This is a genomic window from Marinirhabdus gelatinilytica, from assembly GCF_003353425.1.
Taxonomy (GTDB): Bacteria; Bacteroidota; Bacteroidia; order Flavobacteriales; family Flavobacteriaceae; genus Marinirhabdus; species Marinirhabdus gelatinilytica.
In genome coordinates this window covers 452,428-473,617 of sequence record NZ_QRAO01000002.1, presented here as the reverse complement: position 1 = coordinate 473,617, position 21,190 = coordinate 452,428, and the positions used below count along the sequence as shown (strand labels likewise).

18 protein-coding genes are annotated in these 21,190 nt (G+C 42.3%); 10 read left to right on the top strand and 8 right to left on the bottom strand.

Translation table 11 applies throughout. The features are described from left to right. Nucleotides 1-117: 117 nt before the first annotated feature. The 5 genes from C8D94_RS08275 to C8D94_RS08255 all read right to left on the bottom strand — a co-directional run bounded on the left by C8D94_RS08275 (nt 118) and on the right by C8D94_RS08255 (nt 8,803). Nucleotides 118-1,248, bottom strand: coding sequence for a DUF2891 domain-containing protein (locus C8D94_RS08275; protein WP_115123614.1), 1,131 nt, complete (start codon nt 1,246-1,248; stop codon nt 118-120). Between the two features lie 259 nt (nt 1,249-1,507). Continuing rightward, the gene (locus C8D94_RS08270; protein WP_115123450.1) at nt 1,508-4,381 is read right to left on the bottom strand and encodes a M16 family metallopeptidase; all 2,874 of its coding nucleotides are present in this window, start codon (nt 4,379-4,381) and stop codon (nt 1,508-1,510) included. 200 nt (nt 4,382-4,581) lie between these two features. Further along, nucleotides 4,582-6,258 carry a hypothetical protein gene (locus tag C8D94_RS08265; protein WP_115123449.1) on the bottom strand — a complete coding sequence of 559 codons (1,677 nt, stop codon included), beginning with the start codon at nt 6,256-6,258 and terminating at the stop codon, nt 4,582-4,584. Between the two features lie 446 nt (nt 6,259-6,704). After that, nucleotides 6,705-8,246, bottom strand: coding sequence for a YifB family Mg chelatase-like AAA ATPase (locus C8D94_RS08260; RefSeq protein ID WP_115123448.1), 1,542 nt, complete (start codon nt 8,244-8,246; stop codon nt 6,705-6,707). Nucleotides 8,247-8,338: 92 nt separating this feature from the next. Then, the gene (locus C8D94_RS08255) at nt 8,339-8,803 is read right to left on the bottom strand and encodes a nuclear transport factor 2 family protein (RefSeq protein WP_115123447.1); all 465 of its coding nucleotides are present in this window, start codon (nt 8,801-8,803) and stop codon (nt 8,339-8,341) included. A 63-nt stretch (nt 8,804-8,866) separates the two neighbouring features. On the opposite strand from C8D94_RS08255, the gene panB reads away from it, so the two are divergent. The 10 genes from panB to C8D94_RS08205 all read left to right on the top strand — a co-directional run bounded on the left by panB (nt 8,867) and on the right by C8D94_RS08205 (nt 18,485). Further along, entirely contained in the window at nt 8,867-9,685 is an 819-nt protein-coding gene (panB, locus tag C8D94_RS08250; protein ID WP_115123446.1) for a 3-methyl-2-oxobutanoate hydroxymethyltransferase, read from the top strand. Between the two features lie 106 nt (nt 9,686-9,791). After that, complete coding sequence (locus tag C8D94_RS08245) at nt 9,792-10,676, top strand: SDR family oxidoreductase (RefSeq protein ID WP_115123445.1); 885 nt, start codon at nt 9,792-9,794, stop codon at nt 10,674-10,676. A 266-nt stretch (nt 10,677-10,942) separates the two neighbouring features. Next, the gene (locus C8D94_RS08240) at nt 10,943-11,737 is read left to right on the top strand and encodes a hypothetical protein (RefSeq protein WP_115123444.1); all 795 of its coding nucleotides are present in this window, start codon (nt 10,943-10,945) and stop codon (nt 11,735-11,737) included. A 112-nt stretch (nt 11,738-11,849) separates the two neighbouring features. Further along, on the top strand, nt 11,850-12,983 hold the full coding sequence (locus tag C8D94_RS08235; protein ID WP_147278518.1) for a putative porin: 1,134 nt from the start codon (nt 11,850-11,852) through the stop codon (nt 12,981-12,983). Between the two features lie 207 nt (nt 12,984-13,190). Further along, nucleotides 13,191-13,955 (top strand): ParA family protein, encoded by a 765-nt coding sequence (locus C8D94_RS08230; protein WP_115123442.1) that lies wholly within the window; start codon nt 13,191-13,193, stop codon nt 13,953-13,955. 32 nt (nt 13,956-13,987) lie between these two features. After that, nucleotides 13,988-14,887: a ParB/RepB/Spo0J family partition protein gene (locus tag C8D94_RS08225; RefSeq protein WP_115123441.1), complete on the top strand. Its 900-nt coding sequence runs from the start codon at nt 13,988-13,990 to the stop codon at nt 14,885-14,887. Further along, complete coding sequence (locus C8D94_RS08220) at nt 14,877-15,473, top strand: DUF5683 domain-containing protein (protein WP_115123440.1); 597 nt, start codon at nt 14,877-14,879, stop codon at nt 15,471-15,473. The genes C8D94_RS08225 and C8D94_RS08220 overlap by 11 nt, the downstream gene beginning before the upstream one ends. Beyond that, nucleotides 15,470-16,168, top strand: a complete 699-nt coding sequence (gene dapB, locus C8D94_RS08215) for a 4-hydroxy-tetrahydrodipicolinate reductase (protein ID WP_115123439.1) — start codon at nt 15,470-15,472, stop codon at nt 16,166-16,168. The genes C8D94_RS08220 and dapB overlap by 4 nt, the downstream gene beginning before the upstream one ends. 94 nt (nt 16,169-16,262) lie before the next feature. Beyond that, complete coding sequence (gene lepB, locus C8D94_RS08210; RefSeq protein WP_115123438.1) at nt 16,263-17,825, top strand: signal peptidase I; 1,563 nt, start codon at nt 16,263-16,265, stop codon at nt 17,823-17,825. Nucleotides 17,826-17,861: 36 nt separating this feature from the next. Then, nucleotides 17,862-18,485 (top strand): WbqC family protein, encoded by a 624-nt coding sequence (locus tag C8D94_RS08205; RefSeq protein ID WP_115123437.1) that lies wholly within the window; start codon nt 17,862-17,864, stop codon nt 18,483-18,485. A 1-nt stretch (nt 18,486) separates the two neighbouring features. On the opposite strand, the gene C8D94_RS08200 is transcribed toward C8D94_RS08205, so the two are convergent. The 3 genes from C8D94_RS08200 to C8D94_RS08190 are packed head-to-tail and all read right to left on the bottom strand — an operon-like array spanning nt 18,487 to nt 21,176. Then, entirely contained in the window at nt 18,487-19,521 is a 1,035-nt protein-coding gene (locus C8D94_RS08200) for an endonuclease/exonuclease/phosphatase family protein (protein ID WP_170134739.1), read from the bottom strand. A 4-nt stretch (nt 19,522-19,525) separates the two neighbouring features. Further along, a complete protein-coding gene (locus C8D94_RS08195) occupies nt 19,526-20,398 on the bottom strand; it encodes a rhomboid family protein (RefSeq protein WP_115123435.1) in 873 nt (290 codons plus the stop codon). A gap of 1 nt (nt 20,399) precedes the next feature. Then, nucleotides 20,400-21,176: a rhomboid family intramembrane serine protease gene (locus C8D94_RS08190; RefSeq protein WP_115123613.1), complete on the bottom strand. Its 777-nt coding sequence runs from the start codon at nt 21,174-21,176 to the stop codon at nt 20,400-20,402. Nucleotides 21,177-21,190 lie beyond the last annotated feature (14 nt).

Genomic DNA, 21,190 nt, shown 5'->3' with positions numbered 1-21,190 from the left:
AAAAGGACGATTTAAAAATGTGTGACGAGAGGTTTACATTAGTAGTACGATTCTCCATACAATTTTAAATTTCGCGAATGGCTCAATGTAGAACCACTCGAAGTGACGAATTTTTCCTTATTTTTCTTCATACTGCGTTAGCGCATAAATCGCAAAACTTCCCAACCAATGACCGCCTTCATAGCTATCTCCCACTAAATTTGGGTAGGAATAGGCTACATGGGCATTGGCCACATTCTTTAAATGGTTAAATTCTGGATACTGGTTGGCCAGCCCGTACAGCACCCAGGCCCTACTGAAATTAAGCCCATCCAGATGGACTAATTTTCCATCGGTACGATCGCTTACCTTGCCGGGCTCCAATTGAAAATTACCATCGTTGAGGTTTGGCATAAACTCTTTTGCCCACGATAGAAATTCCTCTTGGGGCAACACGCGACGCATAATGTCTATTTCCTCAAGGCAGGGGGACAAGAAATCGTAGCCGCTGGGTTCCCAACCCAGAGGGCAATTGGTATCTGAACTGTAAAAATCCCTCGCTCTATTTTCGATTGTACTTTTTAAGATTTCATGGGCTACCGTTTCGGCATAATCGTACGCAAAAGTGAGCCCGAAGGCAGTGTTGGTATGCTCTCCCACACGAATGGGGTACACCAGTTTTGGGAGAAACTCGATGTAGCGTTCGGCAATCAAGTTGGTTAAGGGCTGCAGATTTCCTTCCAATTCCCGCGCCAATGGATCTTCCCAGGTATGCAGGGCTTCGGCCAATTTTAACAACCACGCCCAACCGTAGGTACGCTCGTAGGAGGTGTTCAATTTTTGCTGAAAGTACACTACCTCCTTTTCAATATTTTCCTTGGTGAGGTTCTGCTGAAGGATTTGGCGTACTTCTTCAGCTTTATCCAGTTCGGGGAATTCTTTTAAAAGCGTTACCATAGACCAATACCCGTGTACGGCACTGTGCCAATCGAAACACCCATAAAACGTGGGATGCAACTCCCTTGGGGGTTTTAGGTCGCTGTCTCCACCAATGACCTGCCCGAGTTTATTTGGGTATTCGGTGGTGACACAATGCAGGGGTAATTCGAGGAGTTTATTGGCTTCAGCAATCGTAAATACAGGGCTTGGCACCTCTTGTACTGCTAAAGGTTTCTCCTCTTCAACCCAAGTATTCTCTTCTTTTGTTTCAGTATTGTTACAACTTGGGATGGTAAGGATGAGGACAAACAATAACGCTAATTTTTTCACAATTGAATGGTTTTGGTTTCGGTTTTTAAAGGTATTGAATTCTTTTGAGAAGCTTCTAGATACACTTCGCTTTGTCGCTTCACCACGCCAAACCGAAGTACTTGATGGGACTTGGTTTGCGGGAATAAAAAAAGGGACACCGTGTTTTGGTGTCCCTTTGGGTTTAATCTTTTTTATTCTTAGCAAGTGAGATCCCTCGCTATGCTTCGGGATGACAAAGGATTTCAACTTACTAGCGTTTCGGGAGGAAAAGGGATGGTTATTGCATCACCTCTTCCAGTTCCACTTCTTCGCCTTCTTTGTTGAGCAGTTTTACTTCATCGAAGCCCATGTCCTTAAATTGGTTGAACTGTGTTGCCGCATCGCCCACTACCAAATAGGCCATTTTGGATTCGTCGAGATATTTATTGGCCAACTGTTTGTGTTGTTCCAAGGTCATATTCTTTATGATGTCCTCTTCACTTTCAATATAGTTGGGGTCCAGATCGTAACTGCTCATTTCCTGTAACATTCCCAAGAGTGAGAACTGTGTCTCGAAACGGCGGGCGTTACTCTTTATCATCGCATTTTTGGTAAATTCGAGGTCTTCTGGCGAAATACCTTCCTTATACTTGGCAATCTGGTCCTTAAAAATCTGTACACTCTCTCCAGTGGTGTTGGTGCGTACGCTGGAAGAAGCCGTAAACGTACCTGGGATCTTGCTGCCGCTAAAATTGGTTCGTGCACCGTAGGTGTATCCTTTTTCCTCACGCAACACAAGGTTTACATTTCCACTGAAAGAGCCACCTAATTTGTAGTTCATCACCTCTGCAGGGTAAAAATCGGTATCGGTTCGTGGCAGGGCGATGTACCCAATGTTGATTACGGATTGTTTTGCAGTGGGGATATCTACAAAATATAGGCTCGCCTTATCACGAGCATCGGCAATTGGGTATTCCGGAATGGTTACTTCCTTGGCTTCCCACTTTTCTTCTAAATCCTTTAAACTATTGAGGGCAGTAGCTTTATCGATCTTACCAACCACGTGGAAACGTGATATGGATGGTGAGAAGTTTTGATTGTAAAATTCTTTTAAATCTGCAATCGTGATGTCGTTGACCGACTCCTCAGAACCTATCGTAGGGTGACTGAAAATATGATCTTCCCCGTACAGTACTTTGTTGTATACATTTCTTGCCACTACATTAGGGTTGGCATCGCTTCGCTTTATCTGGTTGATGGTTGCCGTCTTGATGCGAGCAAATTCTTCTTCGTCCCAACGGGGTTGAAGGAGTATTTCTTCAACCAAATCCATTGTTTTATCGAAATTACGCGTTAAGGTATTCCCACGAATCACGATACTTTCACGAGTGGTATACATGTTTATGGAAGCGCCCAACAACTCGATTGCTTCCTCTAATTCTTCGGGGGTCTTGTTTGCGGTACCTTCCATCATGATATCGGTCATTAGGTTGGCAACCCCGTTTTTGTTCTTGTCGTCCAAGAGGTGGCCGCCTTCAATCACCAAGCTGAAATTTACGGTTGGGATTTCATTTTGTTCAATTCCGTAGACTTCCATTCCGTTAGCAAGTGCTGCGTTCCAGCTATCAGGAATATTCAGGCTTGGGCTCTCCCCTGCCTCGGGCTCTACGCTTCTATCGAATGCTGAAGGAGTTTTGGCAATCTCTACATCTTTATCTTCGACTACTGTTTCTACATTTTCCTTGATCTCTTCTTCTACCACTTGGGCTTTTTCTGAATTTTCAGCAATGAGTTCCACTTGGCCCTTGGGCACGAAACTGGTCAACACAAAGGGTTTTCCCTTGATATACTTGTTGTAAGCTGCCATTACCTCCTCCTTGGTCACACTCTTTATGTTCTCAATGTCCTTTTCAATATACCCAGGATCACCAGCAAAGGTATTATAACTTGCCAACTGGAAGGATTTGCTCAATACACTGCTTATGCCATTATAAAACTGGGTTTCAAGGCCTGCTTTTATGCGTTCTACGTCACGTTCTGTAACGCCTTCGGTTTCAAAAAGTGTGAAAGCTTCCTGTATGCCTTTTTCAACTTCGTCCAGATCCACACCGTCGTTTGCAGTGATTATAATATGGAATTCTCCTGCCAATTCCTGTGAATTGCTGTAAGCTGTGGTCCTGGAAGTAAGTTCTTTATCTTTTACCAAAACCTTGTACAAAGGTGCTTTTTTTCCACTGGATAAAATTTCAGCTAGAAAATCCAAGGCATACGCATCGTCTGTGTACTGTTGAACGGTGGGCCACACCATATGCAACTGTGGTGCTGTTGCAAAGTTATCTTCGTGGTACAGTCGTTTTGTTTCGTCTATAGTCACGGGGCGAGGCTCCATCTTAGCTACTTCTTGGCGTTTTTTAATTTCTCCGAAGTATTTCTCGATCATCTTTTTGGCATCGTCTTTTTCAAAATCCCCAGCCAATACCAAAGTGGCATTGTTGGGTCCATAGAAACGGTCGTAAAATTCGCGAACGTCGTCCACGGTAGCATTTTGCAAGTCTTCCAACTCGCCAATTACCTGCCAGTTATACGGGTGGTCTTCTGGGTAAATATTTTTGTCCAATACCCAGTTGGTGTGGCCATACGGGTTGTTGTCCACACGCTGGCGCTTTTCGTTCTGTACTACTTCCTGCTGGTTGGCAAAGGCAGATTCGGTTACGGTGTTGATAAAAAAGCCCATACGGTCGCTCTCCATCCACAATACTTTTTCCAGTGCGTTGGCAGGTACAATTTCGTAATATACGGTGCCGTCTTTCCATGTTCCCCCGTTCAAGGTACCACCGGCATCCTGGATTTTTTTGAAGAACTGGTCCTGTGGTACGTTTTCGGACTCTTGGAAAAGCATGTGCTCAAATAGATGGGCAAACCCTGTACGGCCTGCCTTTTCGCGGTTGGAGCCCACGCCGTATTGGATGGCTACGGAAACAATTGGGTCGCTCTTGTCCTGATGAAGAATTACGTCCAGACCATTCTCTAGTTCGTATTTTTCAAAATCTATTGAAAAGTTGGTGTCTTCGGTCGCTGCTGTTTCTTCTGCTTTTTTATCGCAAGAAACAAAGCTGAGGCTCATTGCAAAAAGTAATGCAAATGAGGCTTTGTACATGTTGTTGAATGTCATTGTTGTTTGATTGTATGTGATTGGAATCCAAAGATACAACCACCATAAACCCTAATTGTTAAAGTGGTGTTAAAAGCGGAATTGTCCTAACCTCCATATAAAGAAAGATATGGTAGCGACTTTACATAAATGTTGGGATTTCACCCACAAAAAAAGGCCCTCGAAATGAGGACCTTTGCTTTTTCAGCTTAATTTCAATATTAGTTGTTCTGCGTAACAGAAGACATGTTATTGTTTCCGTTTTGAGTTACCGTACTAATATGATTGTTACCGTTTTGTGCTACGGTACTCATGTTTCCGTCGCCCATTTGGTTTACTGTACTCATGTGCGCATCTCCATTTTGGTCAACATCTGAACTATTGCTGTTACCGTTTTGAGTTACTGAACTGGTGTTCATATCACCTCCAAATTGGATAACATCGCTAACATTTAAGTTCCCTGTTTGAGAAACAGAAGAATCGTGGTCGTTTCCATTCTGCCTAACTTCACTTTCGTTTTCGTTTCCATCCTGCAAAACAGTAGAGAAGTTTCCGCTACCAGCACGCTGGCGCACCAAGCTTCTGTTCATATCACCAATCTGGTCTACGTAACTTTCGTGAAAGTCACCACCACCTTGGTTGGTTGTAGCTCTGTTCTTGAATCCGGTCTGGTTAACAATCGATAAATGGCTATTCCCTGTTTGTCCTAAAGAAGCTCTGTTTTCATCACCTGTTTGTGTTAAAAACCCTTGGTTAAGATTCCCCATTTGGTTCATCGTAGATTCGTTAAGATTACCTATTTGCTCAATAGATGCAACGTTGCTGTCTCCAGTTTGAGAAACAAGGCTTTCGTTTTCATCTCCGTCTTGGGAAACATCATTATCGTTTCCATTTCCAAACTGCATTGAATCGCTCATGTTAGCGTCTCCCAATTGCGTTTCGGTAGAATTGTTCATCGCTCCTCTTTGGTGAACCGTTGCAGCATTAAAGTTTCCTGTTTGTGTTTGTGTAACAAAGTTATCGAAACTTGTCCCTGCAAACGTTCCGTCCTGGTTGCTATTTGCCGTGTTGTTATTTCCCAACTGGTCTTGTGTAGCATTATTATTATCACCTTGTTGACGGGCTACTGCAGTGTTTGCATCGCCATTTTGTGTTTGTAAAATGGTAGAGTTTGAAGTAGTGATGAGTTGGCGACCTTCTGCATTGTTATTATTACCTGTTTGCTGTTGGTCTATCAAGTTGTTAAAGGTGTTGATACCTCCACCAGAACCTTGCTTACCGTAAGCAGTATTGTCGTTTCCGGTCTGTAACTGGTTTATGGTATTGTTGGACGCTCCAGAATCTTGGATACCTTCAGCAAGGTTGAAATCTCCGAACTGATCTTGATCTATCAAGTTGTTTCCAGCTGCTCCACTTCCTTGTGTTCCTTGAGCATTGTTGTTATTACCGTCCTGGTTTTGGTCAATCTCATTATTGTTACTCTTTTGTACTTGGAAAATGGTTCCGAAGATAGGTACAACTTTACCCTGTGCAGCATTTGCTAGGTTGTTGTTTCCATCCTGGGTTTGTGTAACGGTGTTGTTGTTCCCAATGGTGTTGGTAGTTGCAGTGTTTCCTGTTCCTGTTTGGGTAGTGGTAGCTTCGTTATCGTTACCATTTGCCGAAGCAGTTAAAGAACTTCCCTGGTTTACCACCGCTGTATTACTGGTTCCATCTTGGGTGACATCCGCTTCGTTTGTATTACCTCTTTGTAAAACATCTGAATCGTTTGTGGTTCCAGTTTGTATAACGGTAGCATCGTTGCCGTTACCCTGTTGGGATACATCACTGTCATTCATTTGGGCCATTAAGAGAGAGCCCGTTAATAATGCCGTAGCAGTAAAAATTACTTTTTTCATAAATTTTAATTTTTTAATTATTGATATTTAAACTTCATTCAAATCCCTATAAGACACACGTGTCTAGGGGAGGGAGTATTCTGTTTTAAAAAATATCAGAGAATAAATCTTTAGAACTAAAGACCTATTGATTTGTCGAAAACAATCTTTTTTTGTTAGTTACTTTCAAAATTCAAGGTAACGTATCCTTTCAAAAGCGACTCAAAGTTGCAAAAAATAATGACCACTTCCACAAAGCTTTGGCGGCTCAAAGTGTATAAATTTTATACAGAAAGAAAAATCTTACAACAATAATTTTTGAAGAAGATGAACTGAAATTATTGCTGTCAAAATGCGGGTTTTATTAAGAAATGTGCTTTGTTAATTTTGTGTTAATCTTTGAAATACTGTGGAATAGCACTTCAATTTAATCATTAAAATGTAAAAAACCTACCTAAACAGAAAGGCTACCCCAACCAACCATCCCTATCCAAGCTCCTATACTGTATCGCTTCTGAAATATGGATCCCCGTGATGGCTTCCGAAGCCTCTAAATCGGCGATGGTTCTTGAAACCTTTAAAATACGATCGTACGCCCTGGCAGAAAGGTTGAGACGTTCCATGGCGGTTTTCAGTAATTGTAATGAGGGCTCGTCCAGTTTACAGTATTGACGTATTTGCTTTACGCCCATCTGTGCGTTATAGTGTATGTTCTCAAATTCGGCAAAACGTTGTGTTTGTAGTTTCCTTGCTTTGGTCACCCGTTCGCGTATCACGATGCTGGACTCTCCTTTTCGGTCCTCGCTCAACTTATCAAAGGGAACCGGGGTTACTTCAATATGGATATCTATCCTGTCCAGCAACGGACCGGAAATCTTGCTCAAATATCGTTGCATCTCAGCGGGAGAAGATGTTACGGGCGCATCGGGATCATTAAAATAGCCACCCGGGCTGGGGTTCATACTGGCCACCAGCATAAAACTACTGGGATAGGTTACCGTAAAGCGTGCACGGGATATGGTTACGTCCCTATCTTCCAAGGGTTGCCGCATAACTTCCAGTACACTACGTTTAAATTCTGGCAGCTCGTCCAGAAACAACACACCGTTATGTGCCAGGGAAATCTCTCCGGGCTGTGGGTATTGCCCCCCGCCAACAAGCGCGACATCACTAATGGTGTGATGAGGGCTACGGAACGGCCGTGAGGTCATGATTCCACCTTTTTCTTTGGTACGACCCGCAACACTATGGATTTTTGTCGTTTCCAATGCTTCGGACAAACTAAGTGGTGGCAAAATACTGGGCAATCGCTTGGCGAGCATGGTCTTTCCGCTACCTGGCGGGCCTATTAAAATGATATTGTGACCTCCCGCTGCAGCAATTTCCATACAGCGTTTAATGCTCTCCTGCCCTTTCACATCGCTAAAATCGAATTCAGGATTTTGGAGGTGTTCATAAAATTCGGCTTCCATATCTACTTGGATGGTTTCCAGTGGAATTTCTGCATTAAAAAAATCGATAACCTCCTTTATATTGGCAACTCCATGCACTTCCAAGCCTTCAACAATAGCAGCTTCCTTGGCATTTTGGTGCGGAAGGATAAAGCCCTTGAAACCTTCTTCCCTGGCATTTATGGCTATAGGCAAGGCACCGCGAATGGGTTGTAGGGAACCATCCAGTGATAGCTCACCCATAATGATATATTCTGCCAGCGGATGGTGCTCCTTTATCTGCCCCGTAGAGACGAGAATACCCATAGCCAAAGTAAGGTCGTACGCAGAACCTTCCTTGCGCATATCGGCAGGAGCCATATTGAGGGTTATCTTTTTCCCGGGGATTTTGTAGCCGTTGTTCTGTAGTGCTGCGGCTATGCGGTAATTACTTTCCTTGATGGCGTTGTCCGGTAATCCAACTAGATGGTAGCCTACGCCAATATCTGTGTTTACTTCTACTGTGATGGTGGTGGCCTCTACCCCAAACACAGCACTCCCATATACTTTTGTGAGCATGGTTCTCAAAATTTATAGGGGAGCAGTAAAGTGTGAAGATACTAAATTATTATAACAGGAATTGAAGTTCGCAAAATTTCGAGAATGCTACTTTATTTCTCCAAACATCCATTTCTTCTTCGGGAATCTATTAGGTGAATTATTCTCCAGCCAGCTTCGGTCTTCGCGATGGTAAACGAATTGGCACCACAATGGCTAAAGTTTCCGTTGAACCAAAACTGATACGGCGTCCAAACGTGCGCCAAGTTGCCATCCTTATGTATGGTATATCCCAATAGTTTCTCCTCCCATTTTTGGTCTTCGGGACGGTTTGCAATGGCGGTCAATAGTCCATCGATACTCGCATCGCTCAATTGCGCTACACCTTGTTTGTTGGCAGAAGCAGTTTGCAGCCTTACGTCTTTTGCAAGGACACTTAGCATCAAGGTAGTATCGCCCTTGTGGAAACCTTCAAAAAAAGTTTCAACCAGTTGTTTTGCATCTTTTTCAGAAAAAGTAGCTTGTGCATGTATTGTAATGGTAAAACAGAAAAAAAGAAGTGAGAGTGAAAGTTTCATAATTGGAATGTGTAATGGTTTCAGTACCAAAATTAGTACTTTTACATTTCAAATTGTTACAGTATGAGCGTTGCTAAAAAAGAATATAAAAGAATTACCACCAAGACCCTGGTTGATATGAAGGAGAAAGGTGAAAAAATCTCCATGCTTACGGCTTACGATTTTACCATGGCAAAAATTGTTGATGGAGCTGGTATAGACGTAATTTTGGTGGGAGATTCGGCCTCCAACGTGATGGCCGGACACGAGACTACCCTACCCATTACGTTGGACCAGATGATTTACCATGCCTCCTCGGTAGTGCGGGGCATAAACCGTAGTCTTGTAGTGGTAGACATCCCCTTTGGAAGCTACCAAAGTGACCCCAAGGAGGCATTGCGTTCGGCCATACGAATTATGAAAGAAAGCGGTGCCCACGCTGTAAAGGTTGAAGGTGGAAAAGAAATTAAGGAATCTGTAAAACGGATTTTAAACGCAGGTATTCCCGTGATGGGACATTTGGGATTGACCCCGCAATCCATCTACAAATTTGGTACCTACACGGTACGGGCCAAGGAAGAAGCAGAAGCCGAAAAACTGAAGAGTGACGCCCTGCTCCTTGAGAAAGCAGGTTGTTTTGCCATCGTGCTAGAAAAAGTACCCGCAAAACTTGCCGAAGAGGTTGCCAAGAGTGTTTCTATCCCCATAATTGGAATTGGTGCTGGGAATGGTGTGGACGGCCAAGTACTTGTAACCCACGATATGGTAGGGATGACCTATGAGTTCAATCCACGGTTTTTGCGTCGTTATCTAGATTTGTATGCCGAAATGACCAAAGCATTTGAGCAATACAGTACCGATGTAAAATCTGGTGACTTCCCTAACAATAAGGAGCAGTATTAAGCCTTGCTGCCTATTCTCTTTATAAATTTTAGAAATAATTACTATGCAAGCATAGTATCTGCTGAAATTTCAAGTATTTTTACATTTCATAATAAACAAGAAAACAATGGACCTAAAAGCAAAAATGCTGCGCGACGACGCACTAAAAGGAAAAACAATCGTAGTAACGGGCGGTGGCAGTGGTTTGGGAAAATCTATGACTACCTATTTTTTGGAGCTTGGCGCCAATGTGGTGATTACCTCCAGAAATATTGAAAAGCTACAAACTGTAAAACAAGAGTTGGAAACTTCCACTGGCGGCACGGTGCTTCCTGTTCAATGCGACGTGCGTAATTACGACGAAGTGGAGGCTATGGTACAGGCCTCAACAAAAGAATTTGGTACCGTAGATGTGCTTCTCAACAACGCAGCTGGAAACTTTATCTCCCCTACCGAACGACTTTCGGCCAATGCCTTTGATACTATTATAGACATTGTTTTAAAAGGTACAAAAAACTGCACGCTCGCCTTTGGAAAACATTGGATTGAAAAAAAAGAAACCAATAAGACCGTACTCAACATTGTAACTACCTATGCCTTTACAGGATCGGCTTATGTAGTGCCCAGCGCTACGGCGAAAGCAGGTGTACTGGCCATGACCCGCTCCCTTGCGGTAGAATGGGCAAAGTACGGGATGCGCTTTAACGCTATTGCCCCTGGCCCCTTCCCTACCAAGGGCGCTTGGGATAGGTTATTGCCAGGAGATCTAAAGGAGAAATTCGATCTTGCAAAAAAAGTACCCCTTAAGCGTGTGGGAGACCATCAAGAACTGGCAAACCTTGCGGCTTATTTGGTGTCAGATTTTTCTGCTTATGTGAATGGGGAAGTTATTACCATAGATGGCGGCGAATGGTTAAAAGGAGCCGGGCAGATGAACCTCCTAGAGGAAGTCCCCGAACAAATGTGGGATATGCTAGAGCAAATGATTCGGTCAAAGAAGAATAAATCGTAGTATATCCCACATTTTTTGTGGGTGGTGAAAGCAACAAAACAACCAATTTGCGCAGCAGTTGTTTTGGGGCTTTTGCCGTTAACCCCCATAAAATGATTCGGTCAAAGAAGAATAAATCGTAGTATATCCCACATTTTTTGTGGGTGGTGAAAGCAACAAAACAACCAATTTGCGCAGCAGTTGTTTTGGGGCTTTTGCCATTAACATGCATAAGATAATTCAGAAAAAGTAGAATAACACTTGCCAAGTATTACAGTTCACACCCTTTGAAAATAATCCTACACATCATCATCTTTGTATTGTTAACTGTCGTGACTCAAATTGGTGGGGTGGTATATGTAGTTTCAGTACTACTCGTTAAAAGAACAGATACTAAAAGTAAATTAAAACGTATTGGAACTTTTGCAGGCCTGTACTTGCTCTCTACTTTTTTAATTATTCCCAATGTGGCGCCAATTTTCGGGCGAGTAAAGTTAAAGGAAACAGAATTATTGAAAGCGCATTCCTTCTTTTACAAACTTGCAAATAGGAATTACGTACGGCCAGAGCTAAACGAAACCCTAAAGCAAATAGCAGTACAATTTGAAGAACAAAACAGCGGTATAAAGTTGATGTACCTAGATGCGAACTTTCCCTTCATAGATAAGTTTCCGCTTCTGCCACACTTGAGTCACAACGATGGAAAAAAAATTGACGTTTCGCTTATCTATGAAAATCCAAATGGACAACTAACCAACAAAAAGCCTTCTGTTAGCGGATATGGTATTTACGAACCTCCAAAAGCTAACGAGTACGACCAAAACACTGTATGTAAAAATCGTGGGAACTGGCAGTACGACTTTCCAAAATATCTCAGCTTTGGAGCCATAAACAAACAGATAGTATTTTCAAAAAAAGGAACTCGTGATCTGGTTTTATCAATAGTAAAGCAAGGCGAGGTAGGCAAAGTATTTATTGAGCCACATCTTAAAGATCGCTTAATTCTAACCAACGGAAAGGTACGTTTTCACGGCTGTCAAGCTGTTAGACATGACGACCATATACATTTTCAGTTAAAATAAAGCACAGCGTTTAATACCAGCGAGGTATTGACAGCAAACAGCAAGTAAGCCGCACCCAAAAAAGTTTACCTATATTTATATAGTACATTATAACTAGTACATTACGATATAGGTGAAAGCACCATTACTTTTATTAGCATTGTTTGTTGTTCCCATGAGCGTAACGGCACAACTAGACTCGTTACTATCCAAGCTATCTTTTGAGGCAGATTTTCGTTTTCGTGTAGAGCAGGACTGGGATTCAAGAAAGAGTGATGGATCCTTCAGGGAGGACAGGACCAGGCTGCGTTATAGAGTAAGAGCAGGAGTAAATTATACAGGCAAATGGTATAAAGTAGGCTTCAGGATAAGAACGGGAAATCCCCGTAAGCAACAAGACCCACAATTAACGCTTGGCGATGGGGTCCAGGAATTTGGCACCTTACCCATAGGATTCGAGAAAGCTTATTTTCAAGGCAGTTGGGAGACTTTTAGTTTTTGGTTGGGCAAGAACACCTTTCCTTATAGCAAAAACAACGAACTTTTTTGGAGTGACAATGTGTACCCGGAAGGCGTTTTTCTTCAGAAGGAATTTGATATAAACACCTCGGTTATTGATTATTTCAGCGTAAAGGGCGGTCACTACATTATTGCCACTACTAACCAATCGTTTGATGAGGACTCCTATTTTCAAGGTTTTCAAGTTTCAACTACGCTCCTTAAAGGAAGACTCACCCTGTTTCCATCTCTTTACCTGTTCAAGAACATCCCAAACATTCCCGACGGCAATGATACCTTCTTGCTCGATTATACCATTGCGCACATTGGTACAAAATTCAAGGTGGTGGACAAAGCTCCCTTGTATATTGAGTTGGATTATTATGAAAACTTACAGGATTATAGCAGCAACGATTCAATCCCAAAAAATCGTAGGGGCCAGAAATCTGGATTTGTCCTAGGGCTGAAATATGGCAAGCTATCAAAAAAAGGAGACTGGGCGTATGGCGCTACCTATGCGAATCTTCAGCAATATTCCATAGTGGATTTTCTCGCGCAAAACGATTGGGCCAGGTGGGACTATTCCTCGGCAGGATCTCCAGATGGACGTTTAACCAATTATAACGGCGTTGAGTTGGTCGCTGGACATAAAATTGGCGAAAAAATAACTCTAAAAGTAAAATACTATGTTGTGGAACAACTTATTCCCCTTGGCATTGCAAAGGAAAATGGTAGCAGGATACGGTTTGATATAGATGTTAAATTCTGAAAAGAACCATCCAATATCTGAATAGCACAAGACAGCTGTCTTACTTGTTTTAAAAATCGTAAAAACAAACCTCTATGTTTCGTTAGGGCACGAACTGTTTTAAAACTCCTTGCACAACCAAATAAATTGTTCACTTCCTGTTAACAAATATCATTTTCACTCCGCATAATTAATCGTATTTTTATCCTTTAAACCGAAAGTATCTTAATGGGTAAAATAATTGCTATTGCCAATCAAAAAGGAGGTGTGGGAAAAACTACCACGAGTGTAAACCTAGCCGCATCCCTAGGGGTGCTGGAGAAAAAAGTGCTGTTGATAGATGCAGACCCACAGGCCAATGCCACATCTGGGTTGGGCATAGAGGTTGAAACGGTAGAAATTGGCACCTATCAATTGCTGGAACACACTACTAAGGCCACCAAGGCCATTGTAAAAACAGCGTCTCCAAATCTGGATATCATCCCAGCGCATATAGACTTGGTCGCCATTGAAATTGAACTGGTAGATAAAGAGAATAGGGAATATATGATGCGGGAGGCCATTATAGACCTAAAAGATAAGTACGACTATATTTTAATAGATTGTGCGCCATCACTGGGCTTGCTTACACTCAACGCCCTAACAGCGGCAGATGCCGTGATTATTCCCATCCAATGCGAGTATTTTGCATTGGAAGGACTGGGAAAACTGCTAAACACCATAAAAAGTGTACAAAAAATACATAACAAGGACCTTGATATTGAAGGATTGCTACTTACAATGTACGACTCACGTTTGCGCCTGTCCAACCAGGTGGTGGACGAGGTAAAAAAACATTTTGATACCATGGTTTTTAAAACAATCATCCAGCGAAACGTACGTTTAAGTGAAGCCCCCAGTTATGGCGAAAGCATAATTAGTTACGATGCCGGTAGTAAAGGAGCCAACAATTACTTAAGTTTGGCGCAAGAATTAATTGAAAAGAACGCATAAAAAGGTATACCGCTGTAAGCGGAACATAAAAAATGGCGAAAGCAACAAAAAAACAAGCCTTGGGTCGTGGTCTCTCTGCATTGCTGAAAGACCCTGAGAACGATATACAATCTGTTAAAGATAAAAATGCCGATAAGGTTGTTGGTAACATTGTAGAACTGGAACTGGATTTTATTGAAATGAACCCCTTCCAGCCTCGCACCAGCTTTAATGAAGAATCCCTTCGTGAGTTGGCATCATCTATAAAAGAATTGGGGGTCATACAACCCATCACGGTTCGCAAACTGGGCTTTAACAGCTACCAACTGGTAAGTGGTGAGCGCAGGTTCAGGGCTTCAAAACTCATCGGGTTAACAAGCATCCCCGCCTACATACGTATTGCAAATGACCAAGAATCGCTTGAAATGGCCTTGGTTGAAAATATCCAGCGCCAAGACCTGGATCCCATCGAGATCGCACTTTCCTACCAACGTCTTATCGAGGAAATACAAATTACGCAAGAAGAGCTAAGCGACCGTGTAGGGAAAAACCGCTCCACTATTGCCAACTATCTTAGATTGCTGAAATTGGATCCAATAATCCAAACCGGGATGCGTGACGGTTTTATCTCCATGGGTCACGGCCGCGCACTCATTAATGTTGAGAATGTGGACGAACAGTTGGACATCTACGAAAAAATACTTTCAAAAAAATTATCGGTACGAGATACCGAAGCCTTGGTACGCAACAGCAAATCCCCCGAAGAAAAAAAAGCCCCTACCAAGAAAGCAATCCCAACCTATGCAAATAAGGCCAGAAGGGAACTGAGCACTATTCTGGATACAAAAGTAGATGTGAAGGTATCTAAATCTGGCAAAGGACAGTTCTTGATACCCTTTAACAACAAAGCCGAATTTGAACGTATACTCGCACTCCTTAAAAGTGAAAAATAAATTCGCATATATACTACTTTTATTATTTGCGACTGCTTCCCTTGGCCACGCACAGGACACCCTTATCGTACAGAAAGATTCTTTAGTCGTTAAACCAGACACGCTTGCTACCAGAGCCCCCTATGAGCCCTTGGCGCCCAGCAAAGCTGCATTCTATTCGGCTGTGTTGCCCGGATTGGGGCAGGCCTACAACAAAAAATACTGGAAAATACCCATTGTGTATGCTGGAATAGCTTCAGGAATTTATTTCCATATACGTAATGATAATGATTACGACAGGTTCCGAAACGCTTACAAACGTAGACTTGCAGGATTTACAGACGACGAATTTTATGGCGATGGCACTACCCCAGTGATTAGCAACGACAGGCTTATTGATGCACAGGAATCTGCCCAAAAAAACAAGGACATCAGTATTCTAGTGGCAATTGCTTTTTATCTTGTGAATATTATCGATGCAAATGTAGATGCCCACTTAAAGCAATACGATGTAAGTGAAGATCTTTCAATAGAACCAAATTTTGAGGTAAACCCTGTGGATACCCGACCTAGTTATGGTCTGGCACTAAAATTTAAACTGAAATGAAACTAGCATTGTTAGGGTACGGAAAAATGGGCAAGACCATAGAGCGCTTGGCAAAAGAAATGGGGCACGAGATTGTATATAAAAAAGGAAGTTCTCTTGAAGAAGGAACGCTTACCCGAGCCGAAGCCGCCATAGAGTTTTCAATACCTGAAGCTGCCGTGACCAATATTGCACACTGCCTGGAGAAAAATATTCCTGTGGTTTCGGGCACTACCGGATGGCTTTCAGAATATGATGATATGGTACAATTGTGCAAAAAATGTAACGGAAGCTTTATCTATGCGTCCAATTTCAGTATTGGGGTAAACCTGTTCTTCAGTATCAATGAATATGCTGCAAAAATAATGGCTCCCTGGAAGGAGTATTCAGCAGGGATTGAAGAAATTCACCATACCCAAAAACTGGATGCTCCCAGTGGCACGGCCATCACGATTGCTGAAGGGATTATACAGCATTCAGAAAAAAAATCTTGGACTATGGAAACCCCACAGGACAACGAAATTAAGATAGAAGCCGTACGGGAGGGTGACGTAAAAGGAACCCACACCGTAGCGTATGTTTCGGCAATAGATACTATTTCCTTAACGCACAAGGCGCACACAAGAGATGGTTTTGCCAAAGGTGCTATCTTAGCGGCACAATGGTTAAAAAACAAAAAAGGCGTGTTTACTATGAAGGATGTGCTAGGAATTTAAAATAAAGGAATAGTATACTTCAGTATGCAATAAGATAAAATAACAAGAGCGTAGATTTCTGCTTTAGAAATCTACAATTAAAAAGATTATAACAATGAGTTGGACCGGTTGGTTAGTGTTTATTTTAATAGTGCAAGTAGTGCACTTCGCTGGAACGTGGAAACTATACATCAAGGCAGGAAGGAAAGCTTGGGAAGCTGCAGTCCCCGTGTACAATGCGGTTGTATTGATGAAAATAATTAACCGCCCCTGGTGGTGGACCATCCTTCTGTTCATCCCCATAGTAAATTTGATTATGTTCCCAGTGGTTTGGGTAGAGACTATCCGTAGCTTTGGACGAAACAGCAATGCAGATACCTTTTTGGTACTCATCACATTAGGACTGTACATATACTACATAAACTACACCCAAGACGTTACCCATATTGAGGATAGGAGCCTAAAACCTAGGACTTCGGCTGGGGAGTGGGTTAGTTCTATATTATTTGCTGTGGTCGCGGCAACCATTGTACACACCTATTTTATGCAACCGTTTACCATACCAACTTCTTCTTTGGAAAAATCGTTGTTGGTGGGAGATTTCCTTTTTGTGAGCAAATTCCATTACGGTGCAAGAGCCCCTATGACCCCTATTGCTTTCCCAATGGTTCATGACACCATTCCGGTTGCTGGGGTAAAATCGTACAGTAAAGAGCCGCAGATACCATATTTTAGGTTCCCTGGGTTCCAAAAAATTAAGCGCAATGATATCGTGGTGTTCAACTGGCCAGTAGATACACTTATAGATATTAACCCTGCCTCTATGCGGGGTAGCGTTATAAAACCTATTGATAAAAAATCTAATTACGTTAAGCGTTGTGTAGGGATTCCGGGCGATTCGCTCTCGGTTAGGAACGGAAGGGTGTTTATTGATGGGCAACCCTTGGAACTACCGGACAGAGCGAAGGTTCAGTTTGGATACCAAATCGTAACCAAAAAACCGCTGAACATCCAGTTTGTCAAAGAACGTTATGATATTACCGATATCCGCCCCATAAACCAAGACCCTATTGTTTACGAAATTCACGCAACGGACGAAGCGCTTGAAAAAATTAAAAACAATCCGGATGTGGAACGTGTAGTTGCCTACAAGGATATGGAAGTTGGGTACGATGCTTCTGTCTTCCCCAATAATGCTGAGTATGAATTCAACAATAATTTCTTTGGTCCCATCTATATCCCGGAAGCTGGAAAAACCGTGGCCATCAACGCACAGAGCATCCCTTTTTACAAACGTATTATCGAGGTGTACGAAGGAATTGAAATGGGTATTGAAAACAAGATCACCCAAAACGGGACCCAAGTACTCCTTAATGGCCAGCCATTGACCGAGTATACCTTTAAAATGGACTATTACTGGCTCATGGGAGATAACCGAAACAACTCCCAAGACGCACGTACCTGGGGCTATGTACCCTTTAACCACGTGGTTGGAAAACCCGTGTTTATTTGGATGAGCTACGATAGCAATACAGGATCTTTCCGTTGGGACAGGTTTTTTACTACCGTTGGCGGTTCTGGGAAACCCGTTTCCTACTTTATCTATTTTGTAATAGCTGTAATTGGGCTGTTTGGGTATAATTTTTTCAGAAAAAGAAAGAAATCGGCTAAGAAATAACTGGGATCTATTGCCTAAAGAAGTTTTTCAGCACGTATGGAATCTATTTTACTCCACCCTACCTATTTCCCCAGCATTGAGCAAATGGCAGCCATAGCTCAGGCCAAGAATGTAGTGTTCGAGGCACAGGATAATTACCAGAAGCAAACGTATCGCAACCGCTGTTACATTGCCCACACAAATGGTACATTGTTATTGAATATCCCCATAAAGCACAGCAAGGGTGGGAACAGGCAAAAAACAAAGGAGGTAGTAGTAGAGAATGCTTTTCCCTGGCAAAAGGAACACTGGCGTAGCATACAGAACGCTTACCGCACCTCTCCATTTTTCGAGTTTTATGAAGACGAACTACATCCGTTTTTTACACAAAAAGTTGAAAAACTAATGGATTTCAACCTAAGTATTTTTACAGTACTTACTGAACTTATTGGGATAGAGAGCCAACCAACCCTTACCGAGAGCTACGAAAAAGAACCAAATATTGGGGATTTCCGGTTTTTAGTGGATGCCAAAACAACCCCAAAGACCACACTAGACCGCTATACACAGGTGCTGGAGGCGCAGCACGGATGGTTGCCCCACCTTTCGGTATTGGACCTCTTGTTCAACGAAGGACCCAATACGCTCAACTATCTGGAATCCCAGAATATAGAACAATGACCTATTCTTTATTTTTAAACTGAAGACCGGCCATTATTGGTTTATGGTCTGAGAATGTAGTTTCAATAATCTCAAAATCCAATACATTAAACTGGTTTGAGGCGAAGATATAATCTATCCGTAGTGGATAGAAATCGAACACAAAGGTCGTCCCCAATCCCGTCCCCCGCTCCAGAAAGGCATCTTGCATATTGCCAGAGAGTTTCTTGAAAACATACGAAAACGGCGTATTGTTAAGGTCGCCCATCAATACGGTGGGATAGGGCGCTTTCTCGCTATGGGCCATAAGTTCTTTGGCCTGCTGTTCCTGTAATACAAAAGCTTTGGAAAGACGCTTTCTAACCTTGTCCTGTTCCTCTCCCTGTAGGGTGGCCATCGAGGGCTTTATGCCAATAGATTGTAAATGGAAATTATACACCCGTAGCGTATCTTTTTTCACCACCACATCGGCAAATAGGACGTTGTTGAGTGTCCCATCAAAATCGAAAGCTCCCTGGTTTATGATTTTGTGCTTGGAATAAATAGCATGTCCTAGCTTACTTTTTCCCTTAAAATGAATGTATCGATATGGGAATGCTGAAAAGTCCACCGAATTACCTGCTATATATTCCTGAAGGCAAACTATATCTGCATCTTGGGTTTTTATTATTTCTGAAAATGATGTAGATGCTTTTCCTGTGGAGCTATTTGCTTCATATAGATTGAATAACCTCACATTGTAAGAAAGCAATTGTATACTGTTGCTTTCTGTATCAGGATCATCTTTTGAAGAAAATTTATAAAAAGGGTTGAAGATAAAGTACGCTAGCACCAAAGCAGTCCCCGAAAGCAAGAACGCCCTCTTTCTACGCAATAACCAATATACCAAAAAGAAAAAATTGAGCCACAACAAGGGAGAGACTGCCAAGCTTAAAATAGAAAGTGTAGGAGATTGACTGGGCGGAATATAAGGCAAGAAAAATGAAAAGAACAGCACAAATACCACAAGGGAATTTATCCAAAACAATAGCTTGCCAAAAAATCCCAACTTTTTCAATGGTCTATTCTTTACCTGCTTTAAATAAAAAATCTTTTTCTTCCTTGCTCAGGCTATCGTAACCACTCTTGCCTATTTTGTCCAAGATAGCATCTACCTTCTTTTGTGTAGCGGTCTTGTCCGTAGTACTAGAACGAGAACTTGATTTTCGTGTTGTGGTACGATGTACTTTTTTAAAGGGCTTTTGTTTACGTGTCTTAAAGAGATTGGCAAACCAGTCCATAAAATTCTCAAACCATTTACCTATATCGTTGCCCTTTAGCAGTTGGCTACCATACACATACCCAAAGATAGCACCTCCCAAATGTGCGAGCATTCCACCTGCGTTACCACTGGTTGGAAGCCGTATCAAGTCCAAGAGCACCAAAAAAACTGCAATGTGCCACAACTTGATGTTCCAAGTAAATATGCGCATTTGGGCATTGGGCGTATAGGTAGCAATAAAGACCATAATGGCCGTTACAGCCCCAGAGGCCCCTATGAGGTAGCTTCTAGAGTTTTCAAAAACCGGGAATAGGTTGTAGCTCAACACGTACAGCAACCCTCCAAAAATAGCTCCCAACAGGTACACCGTTAAAAATCTTTTTCCGTCAAAGAGATTCAAGACAAAATTCCCAAACCAATACAGCCATAGCATATTGAAAAGCAGATGCCAAAACCCGAAGTGGATAAACGCATAGCTAATAAACGACCAAGGTTGAACGATAAGTTCCCCAAAAGCATCCGGTAACACAAACCAAGCCACAAGTGATTCTGGAGCGATTTGCATAAAAAAAGAAATCAGGTTCACCAATAAGAAAATAGCCAAGTTGATCACTATCAACTTAACGATAACGCTAGAGGTCTTGAATTTATATGACAGGTTCTGGGTATCCATATTAATTCCAACGGGTATTGTTAAAACTGTTCTTTTTCCAATAGTAGGCCATGATAAAACCAGCTATGGCTCCTCCTATATGCGCAAAATGTGCAATGGGACCAATAGAATACGAAGTTAACCCGAAAAACAAATCGATACACAAAACACCGGGCACAAAATACTTCGCTTTTATGGGAATAGGTAAAAATATAAGCATCAACGGTGTGTTGGGGAAGGTCATGGCAAAGGCTACCAAGACCCCATACAATGCACCTGACGCCCCCAGCATAATACCATTAAACGGTTGTAAAAGTTCGGCTACACCTTCTTCGCCTAGCGTGTTAAGCCAGCGAGTATCGTACATATAATCCCCAGAGTTTAAGGTTTCCAATATTTCAGCACGCTCAAAACCTGCCGCAATCAACGTGTCCAAAGCCGAAGTAAACTGGAAATATAATATTCCAGTGTAAAGTAACAAAGACCCCAATCCCGCCGAGATGTAAAAGAAAACAAACTTTTTCTTTCCCCACATCTGTTCCAGGGGTGTCCCAAACATCCACACCCCGAACATGTTGAAAAGTATATGATAGAACACAATACCCCCACCCTCTTGGTAGCTGGCGTGCATAAACATGTGGGTAATGATCTGCCAAGGCTTAAAACCATCATTAAGGGGGAAGTGCATGGCAAAAAGACCTTCCATAAAATCACCCTTATTTCCTATAAGCAGCGTGGCCACCCAAAAAATAACATTTATGATGATGATGTGCTTAACCGTATCGCTAATTCCTCTCATATTCATTGCCCGTG

What these genes read in the sequence shown, in the direction of transcription:
- C8D94_RS08270 (WP_115123450.1), bottom strand. Translation starts at nt 4,381, where the DNA reads ATGACATTCAACAACATGTACAAAGCCTCATTTGCATTACTTTTTGCA.
- C8D94_RS08265 (WP_115123449.1), bottom strand. Translation starts at nt 6,258, where the DNA reads ATGAAAAAAGTAATTTTTACTGCTACGGCATTATTAACGGGCTCTCTC.
- C8D94_RS08260 (WP_115123448.1), bottom strand. Translation starts at nt 8,246, where the DNA reads ATGCTCACAAAAGTATATGGGAGTGCTGTGTTTGGGGTAGAGGCCACC.
- C8D94_RS08255 (WP_115123447.1), bottom strand. Translation starts at nt 8,803, where the DNA reads ATGAAACTTTCACTCTCACTTCTTTTTTTCTGTTTTACCATTACAATA.
- panB (WP_115123446.1), top strand. Translation starts at nt 8,867, where the DNA reads ATGAGCGTTGCTAAAAAAGAATATAAAAGAATTACCACCAAGACCCTG.
- C8D94_RS08245 (WP_115123445.1), top strand. Translation starts at nt 9,792, where the DNA reads ATGGACCTAAAAGCAAAAATGCTGCGCGACGACGCACTAAAAGGAAAA.
- C8D94_RS08230 (WP_115123442.1), top strand. Translation starts at nt 13,191, where the DNA reads ATGGGTAAAATAATTGCTATTGCCAATCAAAAAGGAGGTGTGGGAAAA.
- C8D94_RS08225 (WP_115123441.1), top strand. Translation starts at nt 13,988, where the DNA reads ATGGCGAAAGCAACAAAAAAACAAGCCTTGGGTCGTGGTCTCTCTGCA.
- dapB (WP_115123439.1), top strand. Translation starts at nt 15,470, where the DNA reads ATGAAACTAGCATTGTTAGGGTACGGAAAAATGGGCAAGACCATAGAG.
- lepB (WP_115123438.1), top strand. Translation starts at nt 16,263, where the DNA reads ATGAGTTGGACCGGTTGGTTAGTGTTTATTTTAATAGTGCAAGTAGTG.
- C8D94_RS08205 (WP_115123437.1), top strand. Translation starts at nt 17,862, where the DNA reads ATGGAATCTATTTTACTCCACCCTACCTATTTCCCCAGCATTGAGCAA.
- C8D94_RS08195 (WP_115123435.1), bottom strand. Translation starts at nt 20,398, where the DNA reads ATGGATACCCAGAACCTGTCATATAAATTCAAGACCTCTAGCGTTATC.
- C8D94_RS08190 (WP_115123613.1), bottom strand. Translation starts at nt 21,176, where the DNA reads ATGAGAGGAATTAGCGATACGGTTAAGCACATCATCATCATAAATGTT.